The organism is Prosthecobacter fusiformis (assembly GCF_004364345.1).
Lineage (GTDB): Bacteria > Verrucomicrobiota > Verrucomicrobiia > Verrucomicrobiales > Verrucomicrobiaceae > Prosthecobacter > Prosthecobacter fusiformis.
This window is the reverse complement of record NZ_SOCA01000004.1, coordinates 53,941-70,231: the sequence shown is the minus strand read 5'-3', so window position 1 is coordinate 70,231 and position 16,291 is coordinate 53,941. Positions and strand designations below refer to the sequence as shown.

Here is a 16,291-nt window from a genome sequence, read left to right as displayed (position 1 = left end):
AAAGAGAAAGGCGGCTTTACTTCACATCGGCAATCACTGCCGCAGCTTCACGATCCCAGCGCGAGGCGACGCGCACATAGACAAAGGCCATGATCCAGGCCATGAAGAACTGCGAGAGAGCAAAGAGGTAGGCGATATTCACCTCGCCAAAAACCTTTGTCTTCATTAACTCCGGCGCGTAACCCACCAGGATGGGCAGGGCCAAGTAATAGGCCATGAAGAAGATCGTGGCTTTGATGATGAAGCGAGCCTTGCGTCCAAGGAGCGCGCGAAATTCAGGCTTGGCCTCAAGTCTGTCCCAATCCACCGGTGGTTTATTTTCGTGCATGACGCGCGGAGAGTACGGAGCACAATGGAAAATGGCAAGAGAGGAAATCATGAACTTCCCCAAGGAATAAAAACTTGTCATTAAATGCCCATCCCTTCCGTTAGGAATGACATACTATTTTACCTCCATTCCCACCATGACGCGCCGCCACATCCTTCCCATTGTCAGTTCCATCCTGCTAGCTTGCACAGCCACGGCGGCAGAAACGGCTCCCGCTGAAGTCTATGAATTGCGGGTTTACACGGCCAATGAAGGTAAGCTGGACACCCTGCTGGCGCGGTTCCGTGATCACACTTGCCGCCTGTTTGAAAAACACGGCATCACCAACATCGGCTACTGGGTGCCGATTAACAAAGAGGACGGTGCAGACACCACACTCATTTACATCTTGAAACACAAAAGCATCGAAGGAGCTAAAGAAGCCTTTGCCGCCTTTGGCAAAGACCCTGAGTGGCAGGCCGCCCGCAAGGCCAGCGAGGAAAACGGCAAGATCCTGGCCAAGCCACCTGAGTCTCTTTTTCTCAGCACCACCGATTATTCTCCCCCCGTGAAAACTGGCGTCGGTGATGGAGAGCGTGTCTTTGAACTGCGCACTTACACCACCCATCCAGGGAAACTGGACGCGCTGCATTCACGCTTCAAAAATCACACGATGAAACTCTTCAGCAAACATGGAATGAGCCATGTCGCCTACTGGACCCCAGCCCCAGAGCAAAAAGATGCGGGCATCAAGCTGATCTACATCCTGTCACACGCCAGTCCTGAAGCCGGTCTGGCCTCCTTCACCGCTTTCCGGGCAGACCCCGTCTGGATCGCCGCCAAAGGTGAGAGTGAAAAAGACGGTTCTCTGACCATTCCTCAGCCCGATGGAGTGAAGAGTGTGTACATGCGCGCGACTGACTTTTCACCGATCCGCTAAGCCCTGCCTTGCATGATCCAAAAGGGACGGGCAGACCCAGCGTCCGCCCAGTCCCTCGGCATTTTGGGCAGCTATCCGGCTGGCGAAATCTGCGCACTGCTCAGCAGACCAGCCTTCCAGCCAGCCATGCAAAAAAGCGCCGTGATAAACGTCCCCACAGCCGGTGGTATCCACCAAAGTTGCAGCGGAATACGCTGGCTGATGAAATCGATGACCACCCGGCAGTGCGACATGGCTGCCGTCAATGCCATCCGTGATGACCAGGACCTGTGCGGGGGGAGTGAGCAACTCTTTAAACAGATGATCCAGGTCATCACAGCCACAAAAACGGCTGGCAAATTCCCTCGAGAGGATTCGCACCTCACTCTGCAAAACCAGATCCCGGATGGAATCCCGATAACGCCCCGCACCACCGTCGAAAGAAACAAGCACGCCCTTAGCCTTCGCTGCTTGGATGGCTTCCCGCGCCGCGTCCTCATGGCGGCCATTGATATGCAGGAGTCGCGCTTTTTGAATAAGCTGCAAGTGCGCCGAATCCAGTTTTAGATCCCCCGCAGTGGAAGGAAGATAATGGATCTGCCGCGCCCCGTCCTGCTGTCGGACCAAAATGACGGCAGAAGCAGAGCGGGCTCCAGGGATGGTGTGCAATCCTTCCGCAGAAACACCATTGGAGAGCAAGCCCTCCACAATCGCATGACCCGAGGCATCATCTCCCACACAGTCAATCAACCCTGTGGACCTGCCAAGACACCCTAAAACACAAAGGGCGGTGGCCACAGGACCACCACCCATTTGAATATGCTGAACTGCCTGCGAGACACATTCCTGGGCGCTGAACTCAGGAACAAGCCAAAGATCATCCAGGGTGGCGGCCCCGATTCCTACCACCTCCATGGAAGACACGGAAGCGGAGAGTGAGGTCACACGAAACCCTTGGACGATCCGCACTTATTATAGACCAGCGCCGCCACTTTTGGCGATGAAGTTCAGTGCAAGCACGGCGACGGAAAGAAGGAATACAACCCAGGCAAGAATCATAAAAAGAAGAGAAGGAACGAATCAAAAAGTACTAAGGTCAGCCGGATTACTGCGGCAGGACTGGAAGCTGGCTGCCAAAGTTGTTGCCAAAAGATCCATCAGGATTCTTCACTTCCCAGCCAGCCGGGACAGAAGGTGGCACCATGATGGGGGAATCCGCGCTGGAGGAAACACGGTCACTGCCGAACATCTGTACGAACAGAAGCACAGCCGAGAAAATGAGGCAGACCACGGAAAGTGGCATCAGGCCTTCTTCAGGATCCTTATCTTCGTAAAATTGCTGGGAGTCTGAGGCGGCAGTCCGTTTGACCGAGGCACTCGGCGGAGCCGAAATGCTAGGCCGGGACATCGGCTGTGTCTGCTGCAGCTTGACCGTTGCCTTTGGCAAAGATCCTGTACCAGCAGCCATCGGTGCGGTGCCAGCGCCTGCCCCGCCAGGAGCACGTGGAGCGCTCACTGCGGGACGCATTGGCATCGGGGCAGATTTGCTCAGGGGAGCCGTCGTGGCACCTGTCTCCATACGTGGAGCGCCAGCTACAGGAGGTGCTTTTGGCACACCTGGCGCGATGGGAGCGCCGGGGGCGACTGGCGCCCTCGGAGCAGCACCCGCCATCGGCGGCACACCCGGTGCCTGTGGAGCAACGGGACGTGGAGCAGGAGGCGGCACGGGCGCACCCGGCATCGTTGGCGGGCGAGGAGCCGCCATCGGAACTGTTGCCGCAGGAGGCGCACCCAGAGGACGGGCTGGTGGTGGCACAGGCAAGGCGGAAGGCGGTGCGCTAGGCACCGGGGCAGCCAAAACAGGAATGGCGGAAGTCGTCTTGCGGGAAACAGCCATCGGAGCCGGAGGCAGCTTCACGGGAGCTGTGGCAGACTTCGGCGCGGGTGGCGGCAGCGGAGCGGAAGGAAGCTGGATCGGCGCTGTGGACCGCTTCGGGGTCATATCCGGCGGCGGCATGGCAGACGGAGCAGGGACAGGGGCCACCGGAGAGGTGGATTCACGCGGCTGGGTAGCACCGGCACCGGGACGCGCACGCAGGGTGATGCGCACGGTTTCCTTCTTCAGAGGCACCGCAGCGGTCTTCGGGGTGCTTGGGGGTGGCGGGGTGGGCGTGTTTTCGGATTCGCTCATGATGAAAGGGGAAACGACAAATATTACTGAATTATGTATTTAGCTGGGACGCGGCTTTTGCGTCAATGCCATTCTTCTGGATGAGCTGAAAAGACCGCGTAAAACCGGGTTTCAGATGAATTTTTTCAACCTCTGGGCCACATCGGCCTCCAGGCGGCGCACATAGCCCAGGGTGTATTCCTCCACATCAATCTGGTCATCCTCCACCAAGGGGGTCAGGTCCATCGCATAAGTCAGCAGACTGGTCTTGTCCGTCGTATGGGAGTCGAAATAAGTCGCGTTCGCATGGCGCAGGCCTTCTTCAGCCAAATCATACCGCTTGCCGCCGCTGATTTGGCTGTCAAAGACACCCAGTAGTGGCCGCAGCAAATGCGGGTATTTATCTACCCAGAGCATGGCCTTGTCGTCATGGAGCAGCCAGTCCAGCTTGCGCCAGACCTCGCAGCCATAGACCTTTTTAGGCCTCATCTCCACAGGCAGGGAGCGCATGGCCTCCAGGCAGCGCAGGAAGGTGGCCACGTGGGTATCGTGCCGGTCACAGGGATTGTGCACATATAGCACCTGCGGCTGCGCGTGCTCCAGAATGAACCGCAGGTCTTCAAGAACCGGTCCATAAGACTTCTGCTTCAAGTCCTCACTGGGATACCCGAGCTGGGCCATGAAGCTGTATTCACCCACGAAAGCCGCCTTGCGTTGCTCCACCAGCCGCACTTTCTGCATTTCATCATCTGTATAGTCCGCATAGGGCCCTTTGCGCGGACTGCCGGAGCCGTCCGTCACCACCACCCCGCCAAACCACTGGTTGGCACTGTGAAAGCACTCTGTGATTCCCTGGTAAGCGGCGATCTCCAGATCATCCTGGTGGGAGACAATGCCCAGGTGGGTCACCCGGCGCAGCGCCGTCCAAGGGTCAATCTGATCAGGAATAAAAACGTCGTGTTTTGGATGGCGGAAGGTCACTGGCTCCTTAAAGCGCAAAGTCACGAGAGATGCAATCACAGTCATTTGCGACAAATCTGCAACCAATGCCAAGGAGCGCGGTTGATAGCCACGATGACCGCCTATAGCGTCGTGAGCCTGTTGCCCACCCTTGTCATGCCGGATCCGGAATGGCCCGCCACCCCCACCCCGCCCATCTCTGATGGAGCGGACGATGTGACATTTTCCGATGACACGGAAAATGTGCGGTTGATGCTGCGTGTAAAGGAAGGCGATGTGCATGCCTTTGAGCGCCTGGTGGAATTGCACCAAAATATGGTCATCGGCACTGCCTGCCGCATGCTTGGAAATGTGGATGATGCGCACGACATTGCTCAGCAGGTGTTCTTGAGAGTGTGGAAAAGTGCGCCGCGCTATGAACCGACGGCCAAATTCACCACCTGGCTTTTCACCATCCTGCGCAACCTCGTCTTCAACGAAACCCGCCGCCGTTCCCGGCGCAAAGAGGTGCCTCTGGAGCATGAGGATGATGACCACGCCCCACTCCAATTTACAGACCACACAGCGCCTGCGGCCGATCAATTGACCCAACAGGACGAACTGGAATCCGCACTGGACAAAGCCATCGCCTCGCTGCCAGAAAAGCAGCGTCTGGCCGTGGTGCTCCGCCGCCATGAAGAACTGCCGTATGAGGAGATTTGCGAGATCCTGAAAATGTCACTGCCTGCGGTCAAGAGTCTCCTTTTCCGCGCCCGGACAGAACTGCGAAAGCACCTCGCGGCTTATCTGGGCGAAGATGTGGCCTGAGGCAGGATCACGGCTGTGTATCAACCCGAGGACCGACCTTCGGCGGATACCATCCCTCGCCAGGCATCAGCGCACCAGAATCCGGCAGCACGAAATCCTGTCCTGGCATTTTGATTCCATCAGTGGCCCGGGCCGCACCCGGCTTGCGATGGAAGTTTTGAGCCATGGGATCAACCCAACCCATCGCATCCAAATCCGACACAACTTCCCCGCCTTTCCCGGCCACTTCTTGAGCGCCTCGGCAATCCAAGACCGTATTGTTAAAAAATTTAAAGTGCCCCGGCTTTAGATCCGACTCTGGCTGACGGGAAGCCACGAAATCAGTGGCGATGCGGTTATTGGCAAAAATGACATTGGCCACCGGTACATCTCGGCTGCCGAGAAGACTGAACAGCCGCCCCCCAGGAAAGAAAAGGGTGTTGTTAAAAAAGAGCAATCCCGGCTCCGGCACCGCCAGATCGGTCTTGGAAACGCCCACGCTTTTACCATCGTGCCAGTTCTTCAGTGAGATGCCCATTTTGAAAATGCCCCTGGTTTCATGAGGTGGATTTCCCCATAGAGCCGCCATTTCGGGAGTGTTCGCCACCACGTTTTGGTAAAACCACACCGGCCCCGGCCAGGGCGGCCCTCCCAGCGGCTGCCAGGACACAGGCTCCAGCACATCCAGAAACACATTGTTAAAGATGCGCACATCACGGGCGTGATTTTCCGTCTCAATGGCATTGTCACAGATCCGCGCAAAGACATTGTCATGGATCCAGGTATCCACACTCAGATCCATGCCATCATTAGCCAGCCCCTCAAAACAGTCGTGGATGTCATTGTGAGAGACACGCCAACCGCGCCCCATGCGCACGGCGATACCGTTTTCATAGTTCTTCTTATCCGCAGGCAACCCATGTTTTCCTGTCGTTTTGCGGTGCCAGATATCCGACCATTCCGCCTGTTCGTCTGCTTTCACAGCTTGGCGTGCTCTGAGCAAATCGCTCACATCGTCAAAGGAGGATATTTCTGTGTATTCGCAATGCTCGATCAGCACTTCAGAAGCAGTATCATAAGGACCCGCCGCAGCCTCCTGTGCCCTGCCTTTATTGGTGCCACGCACGCCATACGGCGAGCCAAAAAACCAGCAATCACGCACGGTGATACAACTGACTTCAGTATAAATGGCAGAGTCCCCCGGTGTCTCGAAAGTTATACCCTCAATGATGACGTATCCGGGACCTTTTCCGGGCAGCATCATGCCAAATCCATCCCGCTTCCCGACAGCGATCCGATGTGCAGACGGGTCCGAGGATCCATACCTGCCGGAAGCATGAAGGCGCAGGTATAGCCTGCCCGCAGCCACATCGTGAAAGTATCCGTGACGCGGCCCAGGCCCCGCCTCCGTGGTATAGGCCTTTAAGCCATCCAGGGTAGAATACGGATACAGATCCGCACCATCATAGAGTACCCGTCCCGCTTCTTTGCCTGTATAACTCCTGGAGTATAGCCGCAGGCTTTCATCTTCCAAGGTCCATCCACCCGGATTGCTCAGTAAGTCCGTATTCGCACCCGTCAACACGACACGATTTTTAGCGACCTTGTCCGCCCGGAAGGTGACTGGAGCATCCTCTTTCCCATGCCGACGAAGGGTCACCGGCGCAGCATAAACACCCGGATGAAGAATCACCTCATCCCCTGGCCCCACCAAGTCCGCAGCGTGCTGGATACTCCGAAAGGCAGTGGCAAAGGAAAGCCCATCCCGCTCATCATCTCCCCCGTTAGCATCCACATGCCAAGTCCGTGCAGCCTGGAGATCCCCAGCCAGGAATAAGAGCGCCGCCAGAATGCCCTGATAGGTGAAGGGCCGGGCTCGGGGGAGTATAGATATCATGAAGGCCGGGAATACGCATCCTCATAGACTTTCTTGCCTGCTCCAGATCAGGTCAGGGAAAAACATGCTCCGTGCAGGTGATGAGTAGAGTATCCCAGAGTGTATTTTCGGGGATGAGCATTGGCAGTGTGAAGTGCTTGGATAGCCTTCTTGCCTTGCTTCCCGGCTTATAGCCTGGGAAGTTGGCGACCCCTACGAGAATCGAACTCGTGTCGCATCCGTGAAAGGGATGTGTCCTAACCGCTAGACGAAGGGGTCATGCTCAGTTTGAGCGGGCCGTTATAATGGCTGAGAATCTAATCCGTGCAAGAGGAATTTCGTCTTTTTCTGAACTTCTTTTTCAAAAACGAGGTACTCCAGGGGCCACGGCTCACTTTGACACACTCAATTCATTATTATCCTTTTTGTTAAGCCATAATTCCAATCTTAGCGCGTCGCAAAAGATGCGCTTTAAAATAGACTAGCCGCCGAGACGGAAACCTTTTTTCGACTTGCCCATTTTCGGCATTTTTCCACCAGGGAACATGCCTTTGGGCATCTGCGGCATACCGCCCCCCATGCCTCCACCACCGCCAAAGAGACCGCCGGCCATCTGCGCCATCGCACCTTTGTTCTTCATGAGGCTACGCATCATTTCGAACTGCTTGAGAAGCTGGTTGATCTCCACCACAGGACGGCCACAACCTTTGGAGATACGCTTGCGTCGGCTGCCGTTGATGATGTCCGGCTTGGACCGCTCCTTCGGCGTCATGGAAAGGATGATCGCTTCCACATGCTTCATGCGATTGTCATCCACACCCGGCATGCCTTTGAGCTTGTTCATGCCAGGAATCATACCCAGCAGGCCCTCCAGCGGCCCCAGCTTTTTCATGAAACGAAGCTGGCCGAGGAAGTCAGTGAAGTCGAACTTGTTCTCCTCCATGCGGCGCATCATGCCCATGGCTTCTTTTTCATCGATCTCCTGCGCGGCTTTTTCCACTAGGCTGACGACGTCACCCATGCCGAGAATCCGCTGGGCCATCCGGTCAGGGTGGAAGACCTCAAGCTGGTCCACCTTTTCACCCACACCGATGAACTTAACAGGGCAGCCAGTGACCTGGCGCATGGAAAGCAGGGAACCCCCACGGGCATCACCATCCAGCTTGGTCATAATGAGGCCAGTCAGGGCCACCGTTTCATTGAACTTGCTGGCCACAGCCACGGCCTGCTGACCCGTCGCCGCATCCGCCACCAAAAGCGTCTCACCCGGCTTCACCAGGTCGCGCACCTTCTTCAATTCATTGAGCAAGGCATCGTCCACCTCCTGACGGCCTGCCGTATCGAAAATCGCAATGCCCGCGCCCTGCTGCTCCACCCAGGCCAAGGCGGCCCGCGTCGCACGAACAACATCCGTTTCACCCGCCGCAGGCACACAAACCGGCACATTCAATTGCTGGCCCAGCACCTGAAGCTGCGTCACGGCAGCAGGACGGTAAAGATCCAGTGCGATGAGCAGTGGGCGCTTGCCCTGTTTCTTCAGCCAGTAAGCCAGCTTGGCGGAGGTGGTGGTCTTCCCTGCCCCGTTCAGACCCACCATCAGGATGCGCGAAGGCTGGCTGAGGTCCAGCCCGGCGGCGTCATCTCCCAGGATCTTCGTCAGCTCATCGCTGAAAATTTTCACGATCTGCTGGCCGGGCGTGACGGTCTTCAAAACCTCCTCACCCAGGGCACGGGTCTTGACCGCCTCAATCAGTTCTTTGGTGACCTTAAAGTCCACATCCGCCTCCAGCAACGCCATGCGGATTTCCCGCATCGCGTCGGAGACGTTGGATTCGCTGATCTTGCCCAGACCGCGCAGCTTGCGGAAGGCATCTTCGAGTTTGTCAGTGAGAAGGGAAAACATGTCAGGGGGCAGTCTTGGGGGATTCGGCGTTTAACCCTCAGTATTCAATCATCCTCCGGCTAAGCAACCGAGTTTCCCAGGTAACCTTGTCTTCGTTCAGGGCCACATGGGCGGACTTATCGCAGCATCGTCAGCAGTTCCCGCATGCGCAGCTCGATGTTCAGAAGACAGGCCTGCACCATCGCCAGCCATTCCTGGTCCGTGCCGGGGCTGGCATGCTGCACCATTTTATCCGTGGCATTAAGAGCCGCGCCAAAGAGCGGCAGGGACTGTTCCAGATCCACGATCAAAAAGTTCCAATGCGCTGTTTTCGATTCCGAAAACTGCCTCAGCACATGCACTAGGTGCGCGGTGAGATCCGCTACAGTCGAGAGCAGATGCATCACCGCCGGGCGTGTGCGCACCTCTTCATTAAAAACCAGCAGTTGCTCAAAGCGGCGCAGTTCCTGGGCCAGCGCCTGGGATCGCCGCGCGGGATTCGCATGACTGGATTTCGGCGGGTCCTGGGGACTGGAAGCAGGAGCGTCCCCCAACGAAGTGAAAGGATTTCCCGTGCTCAGATCATGCGGCTCAAAGGGATCCGGCATGCCCGGCGCATGCAGCGCACTGGCACGGTCCTGCGTGCCTCGCTGGTTCAAAAGAAAATGTTTCCGCCGCGCCCGCGCTTGGCGCAAAAGGCTCGCCTCTTCCTGCTCACTCATCTGCCATCGCGGGGCACTCACGCGCATTTGCAGGTGCCAGGACTGAATAAGGATGCGCTGGCTCTGCTGGTTGAACCACTCCAGGAAAAGCAGATTTTTCAGCCCTTGCGGCTCCGGCAGTGCCGTCTGCCCGGCAGATCGCCGGCGGGGTAGCTTCGCCACACGGTAGGAGGCTGTCATCACGCCGTTAAAACCGTGCTGGTGGGGTGAAAGCCACGCCACTTCATCCAGGTCTCCATGCGGCAGCGGATTGTGCAGATCCACCCGGCATCCAGCGATGTCGCGCAGGAAATTTCCCACCAGTTCCACCCTCAGTGGCTGCTTGGAACCCGCCACATGCAGCATCCCGGTCACCAGACCAGGCACTTCATTGGTGAGATAACCTCCAAGGAGGGAAGATTCGAGACAAAGGATCATCAGTTACTAGATAAACTAGAATCATATGAAGAATCGGGCAAGGGCGATTCAAACATATGCACGCGGATTCTCCGCCATTGTGCGCCGGAGAATGCTCCGATAGAAAAGCACCCTTCCACAAGTTTCCCCTTCCACCCTTCCCGTCCATGCCTGCCCGCCTCTTCTGGCTCAGCCTCGCTTTCATCGTTTCTGCCTACCTGCTGTTCTGGCTCTTGCTGATCGGTGCCACCGCTCTTTACAGCACCCCGCAGGCCTGGCTGGACACACTGCTGAAACCGGAGATCCGCTACGCCACGGGCCTGAGCCTCATCACCTGCACCGCTGCCGCCGCCTTTGCCCTCCTGGTCGCCGTGCCCATCGGCTACTTGATGGCTCGGCGGCAATTCCCTGGAAAATCTCTCGTCGATGCCGCGCTGGATATCCCCATCGTCCTGCCGCCCATGGTCATCGGGCTGTGCTTGCTGATCTTTTTTCAAACGCTGATCGGCAAGGCCATCGAAAGCGTCATCCCCTTCACGTACACCGTCGCTGGAGTCATCCTCGCCCAATTCGTCGTCGCCGCTGCTTTTGCCATCCGCACCGTGCGCGGTACGTTTGACCACCTTTCTCCCCGACCGGAAGATGTCGCGCTGACCCTCGGGGCCACGCGATTTCAGGCCCTCTGGCACATCGCCCTGCCCAGTGCCCGGCGCGGTTTGGTAGCGGCCTTCTGCATCGCCTGGGCCCGCAGCCTGGGGGAATTCGGCCCCATCCTCGTCTTCGCTGGTGCCACCCGCAACCGCACCGAAGTCCTGCCTACCACTGTCTGGCTAGAGCTCAGCGTCGGTAATCTCGAGTCCGCCGTCGCAGTCAGCCTCGTCATGATCCTCATCGCCGTAGCCGTGCTGCTCGTCGTGAGGGCCAGCGGCGAGAGGGTGTAAAAGAGCCCGATCTCACGATGCAAAATTCAGCTTGATTCATTTCGATATTTATCGAAATATCAAATCAAATGAACTCGCTTTTCAAAGCCCTCAACGATCCCACCCGCCGTCAGATCCTGGAAATGCTGCGAACAGGATCCCTCACTGCTGGTGAGATTGCGGACACCTGCCAGGTGGGTAAACCCACCGTTTCCCATCACCTCGATATTCTTCGTCAGGCAGAGCTCATTGAGGAAGAACGCCAGGGCCAGTTCCGCCGCTACCATCTCAATACCAGTGTTGTCGAAGACGTCATGGTCTGGCTCAGCGGACTTGTCGAAGCCCCCCGCCCAGCCGCCAAAAAAGCCGCAGCCGCACTCAAGAAACTCAAGCCCCGCTCCTCATCATGAAATCCAAAATCGAAACCTTCATCCGCAGCGAGTGGCTGCAGATCCTCATCCTCATCATTCCCATCCTTGCCGCACTGGTCGCCATGCCGTTCGCGACAGAACGCGTGCCCATGCAGTGGAACATGAAAGGGGAGGTCAACTGGTATGCGCCGAAATCCTGGGGATTGTTCGTCACGCCAGTAACGGTCCTTCTGGCGTTTGCCTTTGTCTTGTTCAAGGAGTCTCGGGACTCCGCACGATACCGGGATGCCGATGGTGCGCTCACCGCCCATGGCAAGGCCACCCGCCTCATCCGTTTGGGCATCTCCATTTTATTGGGAGCCGTGGCACTGGTACAGATCTCCGCCTCCTTAGGCCATCAGGCGGATGTTGGCCGCTTCGTTCTCACCTCAGTCGCCCTGCTCTTTGCCTTCATGGGCAATCTGTTTGGCAAACTGAAGCCGAACCGCTATGTCGGCGTCCGTGTCCCGTGGACGCTGAATTCAGAACACGTCTGGCGGCAGACCCACCGCGTAGCCGGTTGGATTTGGACCGTGAGCAGCCTCATCGTCGCCACCCTTTCCTGGCTGCTGCCCATACACATTGTACATGAGCGGCTCGCTTACATGTGGCTGTTTTTCCTCATCGTTCCACCGCTCTTCGTGGCTTGGAATGAAGCCCGTAAAGAACGGCGAACGACGTCTCTTTAATTAAAACCGCAGCGTCGTCTGGATGCCCAGCACCAGTGCGTCAGGGGTGGAGTCACCCGCCAGCGCTGCCCCGGCACGGCCACCAGGATGAAACACGTATTGCAGGCTAGCCTGGAGCGTCCACCAAGCAGCGAGTTGCAACTTGTAATTCACTTCCACGACGGCCTCATAATCTGCCTCTTCAATCGCAGGAGCATTAAAGGGGGCAGCGGTAAAGAACTCATTAATCCGACGCTGAGCATCGCTCACCTCTTCGCTAATTTTCAGATAAGAGCCGCCAATGCCAAGCGTATCGTAATCCCGTCCAGGAATAAGACCTTTGAATACCAGACCGCCATCAATGCCAAATTCAGCGAGGTTGCGATCCGATGGAGCACCGGCCACACGAAAGAAACCCACGATGCCCTGTTGCGCTGGATCATCCCGGCCTGATTCACGCCACAGCATCTGCTCCGCCAATAAATAAACACCATAGTTACCCTTATGTGTTTCCGCTGTGTCCAAAGGCAGCGGGGTCATCGAAAGAATCGTTGAATTGATATCATAAAACTCGTCGGTGTGGTAGTAACCGCCCAGCTTGTAGTTCCCCGGCAGACCCCGGTCATCCTTGCCCTGATTCAGGCGGAAGCCGGTTTCAAAATACATCAGCGCACCTTCTTCAGCCCGCAACGCCAGCCGGGTGCCGGAGGAGCTCGCGTCTGGATTGCCGTCATAAATAGCGGCCTGGATGTAGAAACTTTCCACCGGCTGCCACTTCACCAGAGCGCCCAAAGCTGCATACGGAGTGGATGGCAGGGAATGCGACCCTTCAGGGAAGCCCGGGATATCATACAGGTTGAACGCCATCGTCGGGAAGAAGAAGGTCTGGTTCATGAAGTTGATCGATGCCAGGGAGTTATATAACTCTGGCAAAATAAAATCCCGGTCCACAGACATAAGGCCCGCCTTAATGATGAGCTTGTCGTTGAACAGATCCTGCTGGTAATAGGCCTGCCACAGGCGTGTATCCGCCGGGAAATCCACCAGATTGGTTTTGTTCAGATCTCCCACATAGGTATCGGCAAACGGGCGGCCTTCCAGAGACACACCAGAAACATGGAAGTGACCGCCATTCCACCATCCCAGCTTTTCCGTATCCAGATCCATGGCAGCCAGGAATCCATGCTGATAAGCGGAACCCGCACGGATACCGCCGCCCAGATTCGTCGGCATGGAGCCCACGTAAAAGAACTCAAAATCCACACCATTTTCCGCCAGCCGGGTACGCAGCCCTCCCCAGTCCCCCAGCATGTAATCCTGCATGAAGTACTGCTCCAAAGCGGAGCTCGGAGGAGCCTCCACCAGCGGCGCAGGCGCTCCTGCATGGGACAAGAGGGCAACGCTTGAAACAAGCGCAGCGACAGCAGCGGTAATATTAAAACGAGTATTCATCGGGAGTGAATTGTAATATTCTTTATAAATATTATATCACCGTCATTTTGCCAACATTTAATTTGAACAAAATGTTAACATCGCTGTCTTCAGCGATTTCCCACCCCCTCTACACCGTTTTATACTCGCACGCTCATGGCTGCAATGGCATTCCATGGACTGATTGCGGGCTTTGAATCGGGCATTTGAGCTCATTGGTAAGTCCATCCAGCCTCGCTTGAAACCGCTCATGAGCCTGGTGGCAACGCTGGACAAAAGAGTCCCGACTCATTCCCAGAGCTTTTAAACAGGCTCGATGGTCCCAAGCCACCACGCGTGTTGTCAAAGCATGAATCAGGCGGAATTGGCAGTTCCACAGATACCGTCCGATAGGCGAGAAAGTGGCCAAGCGCTCAGCCAGGAACTGACGTTGAAATTCCAGGTGCTTCATCTCATCCCTCAATATCTGACGGCAGGCATTCCGAACGGACTTATCCTCAACACGAAGATACAGCGTGCCATAATAGACCTCCGCCACCAGCTCCGCCGTCAGCAGCACCTGAATGGCGAACTCCAGGTTCACCAGAAACCGCAGGCGACGAAAGACACTGTTCGTCCACTGCTTCTGCAAAAGTGTTCCCCCCAGATGCCCAACCAAGCGGCCTAGTAACCGAGAGTGCGCCTGTTCTTCGCAGACAAAGAGATCAATCGCCCGCTGATACCCACGAAAATTTTCCAATGGAGCCACCTCGCGTGCATACCGCCTCAGCCGGGACCCCGTGCCAGATTCCCCGAGCTGAAAGATGGCCAGCGAATGTGCCACCGGCACTCGCACAGCCTCCGGCAAAGTGCAGGGCTGGCCTTCAAACAAGATTTGATCATGCACAGCGGCGTTGGTTTGAAAATGGTGGATCCAAGACTGGGTATTCATATTGTTTTCTATTGTTTTAGGATGTTGATGTTGGGGTAGTTTACTGGCAGGAGATATTTTGAAGGCGGTCCATCACGGCACGCACGGTTTCATCCAGGGTGGAGGTACCAGCGGTGACGCCCACATGGGCCACTTGGCGAAACCATTCTGCGCGAAGCTCATCCGGCGTTTCGATCTGCTCCGCCAGCACGCCTAGAGACCGCGCCTTTTCTGTGAGCTGACGGGTATTGTTGCTGTTGCGACCGCCGATGACGATGATCAGGTCGCAGGTCTTCGCCAGGTCCTCTAGCGCTGTTTGCCTCTGTTTGGTGGGACGGCAGACGGTGTCCATAAAACGGACCTCGGACCGGTGATGGTGACGCTTGATCGCCTCCACCACTCGCAGCACATGATCCAAAGGCTGCGTGGTCTGGGAGATGACTCCCAGCCTGGAGTGCGCAGGGATGCAGCAGGCATCCTCTGCGGTGAGCAGCACACTCGCCTGCGGATGGTCACCGATCAGCCCCTGCACCTCCACATGCTGCCTCTGGCCGATGACCACCGGGTGATATCCCTCCTCCACCAAAGCGCCCAGCGCATGGTGCGCCTTTTTCACCAATGGACAGGACGTATCTGTGATTTGATGACCCGCCTGCTGCCATCTCTGGCGATGCGCATCCGATGCCCCATGGGCTGTAATGATGACTCTGCGCGTGCTGGAGGAGTCCATCTTTTCCAGGTTCCCGCGTCGGACTCCCAGGGTCGCCAGGTGCGCATCCACCACGGGATTATGAACTAGCTGGCCGAGGATGGTTACCGGCTCCTGACTGGCGGCGGAATGCGTAGCACGCAGGGCGTCGCGGACGCCGAAGCACATGCCGTAATGTTGGGCGAGATGAATGATCATAGGATGTTATTTGGGATTTAACTTTGTGATGCAAAGTGATTGTTTAAAAAAGGGGATTCAGCCTGGGTTCATAGCCTTCACGATAGCCTCCAGCACGTCCACGTAACTCTTGAAAGCCTTCGTGCCCGCAGGCGTCACGGCATACGTCGTTCGCGGCCGTGTACCGGAGTCATCGCGGCTTTCCTGCACATACCCTGCGGTTCCCAGTGTGCGCAGGTGCGTGATCAAATTGCCATCGCTCATGCCCAGCTCGGCTTTTAGATCTTGAAACGCCCACTCCCCCCGCGTGGAAAGCAGTGTCATGATGGATAGACGGCTCTTTTCATGAATCGTCTTGTCCAACTGGTCAAAGTCGATCATTCGCGTGCGGTCACAGCCTCCGGTTTTCTACTCAGAAAAACAGCTCCTGCATAGGCCAGATGACAGAGGCCAAAGGTCAGACCCATGATCAATGCCGCCGGGCCTTCATCATGGGGCATCATGCGGATATCTCCATTCGCGGCCCAGGCCCAAAACAAGACCAGCCCCAGCAGAGTAAATACCCAGCCTAGCCGCACCAGAGACCGTGGGGAAAAACTGGCCGTGGCCAGCAGCGCCAGCCCATAGCACACCACCCACACCAGGACCGCCATCACGTGATTATCCAGATGCACAATGAGGCCTACCCCCAGCACTCCACCCACAAGCAATGGCGGCAGGATGGCTTTCAGCGCCATGCGCATGCCATCGGAGACCAGCGGCTGTCCACGCCGTGCCGCCTCCCGCGCCAGCAGGATCACATTCACCACACCCGTCACGGCCAGGATGACCAGCCATTGCCAAAGGAACGTATCCCCCTCCCTTTCAGGCAGCCCGCCTTTCTGCATCATCTGCCATCCCGTCAGCCCGGCGGCAGCGATAGCCAGCACCCCACCGAGACCCGCAGCCGGTGCTGAGATGGCCCTGTAAATATGTGCCTTTTCCATGAGGGAACGGATCACCCGAAGATGTTCGAGGGCGTCTTGCTTTGTGCTCATGAGCCTCACTT

17 protein-coding genes and 1 tRNA gene are annotated in these 16,291 nt (G+C 56.8%); 5 read left to right on the top strand and 13 right to left on the bottom strand.

Annotation, left to right across the window (positions count from 1 at the left end; translation table 11 throughout):
* Positions 1-16: 16 nt before the first annotated feature.
* Positions 17-328 (bottom strand): DUF485 domain-containing protein, encoded by a 312-nt coding sequence (locus tag EI77_RS13040; RefSeq protein WP_133795724.1) that lies wholly within the window; start codon positions 326-328, stop codon positions 17-19.
* A 106-nt stretch (positions 329-434) separates the two neighbouring features.
* On the opposite strand from EI77_RS13040, the gene EI77_RS13035 reads away from it, so the two are divergent.
* Entirely contained in the window at positions 435-1,247 is an 813-nt protein-coding gene (locus EI77_RS13035; protein ID WP_243838850.1) for an NIPSNAP family protein, read from the top strand.
* Here EI77_RS13035 and EI77_RS13030 read toward each other — a convergent pair.
* From EI77_RS13030 to EI77_RS13020, 3 genes are all read right to left on the bottom strand, one after another.
* Positions 1,233-2,171, bottom strand: coding sequence for a carbohydrate kinase family protein (locus EI77_RS13030; RefSeq protein ID WP_133795723.1), 939 nt, complete (start codon positions 2,169-2,171; stop codon positions 1,233-1,235). The genes EI77_RS13035 and EI77_RS13030 overlap by 15 nt on opposite strands.
* Before the next feature lie 160 nt (positions 2,172-2,331).
* Positions 2,332-3,417 carry a hypothetical protein gene (locus EI77_RS13025; RefSeq protein WP_133795722.1) on the bottom strand — a complete coding sequence of 362 codons (1,086 nt, stop codon included), beginning with the start codon at positions 3,415-3,417 and terminating at the stop codon, positions 2,332-2,334.
* A gap of 111 nt (positions 3,418-3,528) precedes the next feature.
* On the bottom strand, positions 3,529-4,401 hold the full coding sequence (locus EI77_RS13020; RefSeq protein ID WP_243838849.1) for a PIG-L deacetylase family protein: 873 nt from the start codon (positions 4,399-4,401) through the stop codon (positions 3,529-3,531).
* A gap of 69 nt (positions 4,402-4,470) precedes the next feature.
* On the opposite strand from EI77_RS13020, the gene EI77_RS13015 reads away from it, so the two are divergent.
* Positions 4,471-5,163 (top strand): RNA polymerase sigma factor, encoded by a 693-nt coding sequence (locus EI77_RS13015; protein ID WP_243838848.1) that lies wholly within the window; start codon positions 4,471-4,473, stop codon positions 5,161-5,163.
* Between the two features lie 7 nt (positions 5,164-5,170).
* Here EI77_RS13015 and EI77_RS13010 read toward each other — a convergent pair whose 3' ends face one another.
* The 4 genes from EI77_RS13010 to EI77_RS12995 all read right to left on the bottom strand — a co-directional run bounded on the left by EI77_RS13010 (position 5,171) and on the right by EI77_RS12995 (position 10,039).
* Positions 5,171-7,039, bottom strand: coding sequence for a hypothetical protein (locus tag EI77_RS13010; protein WP_133795721.1), 1,869 nt, complete (start codon positions 7,037-7,039; stop codon positions 5,171-5,173).
* 183 nt (positions 7,040-7,222) lie between these two features.
* Positions 7,223-7,297 (bottom strand) — tRNA-Glu (locus EI77_RS13005).
* 202 nt (positions 7,298-7,499) lie between these two features.
* On the bottom strand, positions 7,500-8,921 hold the full coding sequence (gene ffh / locus EI77_RS13000) for a signal recognition particle protein (RefSeq protein ID WP_133795720.1): 1,422 nt from the start codon (positions 8,919-8,921) through the stop codon (positions 7,500-7,502).
* Positions 8,922-9,037: 116 nt separating this feature from the next.
* Positions 9,038-10,039, bottom strand: a complete 1,002-nt coding sequence (locus EI77_RS12995) for a hypothetical protein (RefSeq protein ID WP_133795719.1) — start codon at positions 10,037-10,039, stop codon at positions 9,038-9,040.
* Positions 10,040-10,185: 146 nt separating this feature from the next.
* Here EI77_RS12995 and EI77_RS12990 point away from each other — a divergent pair, with 146 nt between their 5' ends.
* The 3 genes from EI77_RS12990 to EI77_RS12980 all read left to right on the top strand — a co-directional run bounded on the left by EI77_RS12990 (position 10,186) and on the right by EI77_RS12980 (position 12,037).
* Positions 10,186-10,959, top strand: coding sequence for an ABC transporter permease (locus EI77_RS12990; RefSeq protein ID WP_133795718.1), 774 nt, complete (start codon positions 10,186-10,188; stop codon positions 10,957-10,959).
* A 68-nt stretch (positions 10,960-11,027) separates the two neighbouring features.
* Complete coding sequence (locus EI77_RS12985; protein ID WP_133795717.1) at positions 11,028-11,348, top strand: autorepressor SdpR family transcription factor; 321 nt, start codon at positions 11,028-11,030, stop codon at positions 11,346-11,348.
* Entirely contained in the window at positions 11,345-12,037 is a 693-nt protein-coding gene (locus EI77_RS12980) for an SdpI family protein (protein ID WP_133795716.1), read from the top strand. Before EI77_RS12985 ends, EI77_RS12980 begins: the two co-directional genes overlap by 4 nt.
* Here the strand turns inward: EI77_RS12980 and EI77_RS12975 are convergent, their stop codons facing one another.
* The 5 genes from EI77_RS12975 to EI77_RS12955 form a co-directional block, all read right to left on the bottom strand.
* Positions 12,038-13,468 (bottom strand): carbohydrate porin, encoded by a 1,431-nt coding sequence (locus tag EI77_RS12975; protein ID WP_133795715.1) that lies wholly within the window; start codon positions 13,466-13,468, stop codon positions 12,038-12,040.
* Positions 13,469-13,601: 133 nt separating this feature from the next.
* Complete coding sequence (locus tag EI77_RS12970) at positions 13,602-14,378, bottom strand: ferritin-like domain-containing protein (protein WP_133795714.1); 777 nt, start codon at positions 14,376-14,378, stop codon at positions 13,602-13,604.
* 40 nt (positions 14,379-14,418) lie between these two features.
* Complete coding sequence (gene ispH, locus EI77_RS12965; protein WP_133795713.1) at positions 14,419-15,264, bottom strand: 4-hydroxy-3-methylbut-2-enyl diphosphate reductase; 846 nt, start codon at positions 15,262-15,264, stop codon at positions 14,419-14,421.
* A gap of 57 nt (positions 15,265-15,321) precedes the next feature.
* Positions 15,322-15,624 (bottom strand): transcriptional regulator, encoded by a 303-nt coding sequence (locus EI77_RS12960; RefSeq protein ID WP_133795712.1) that lies wholly within the window; start codon positions 15,622-15,624, stop codon positions 15,322-15,324.
* Positions 15,621-16,280: a hypothetical protein gene (locus EI77_RS12955; RefSeq protein ID WP_133795711.1), complete on the bottom strand. Its 660-nt coding sequence runs from the start codon at positions 16,278-16,280 to the stop codon at positions 15,621-15,623. Before EI77_RS12955 ends, EI77_RS12960 begins: the two co-directional genes overlap by 4 nt.
* Positions 16,281-16,291: the final 11 nt, after the last annotated feature.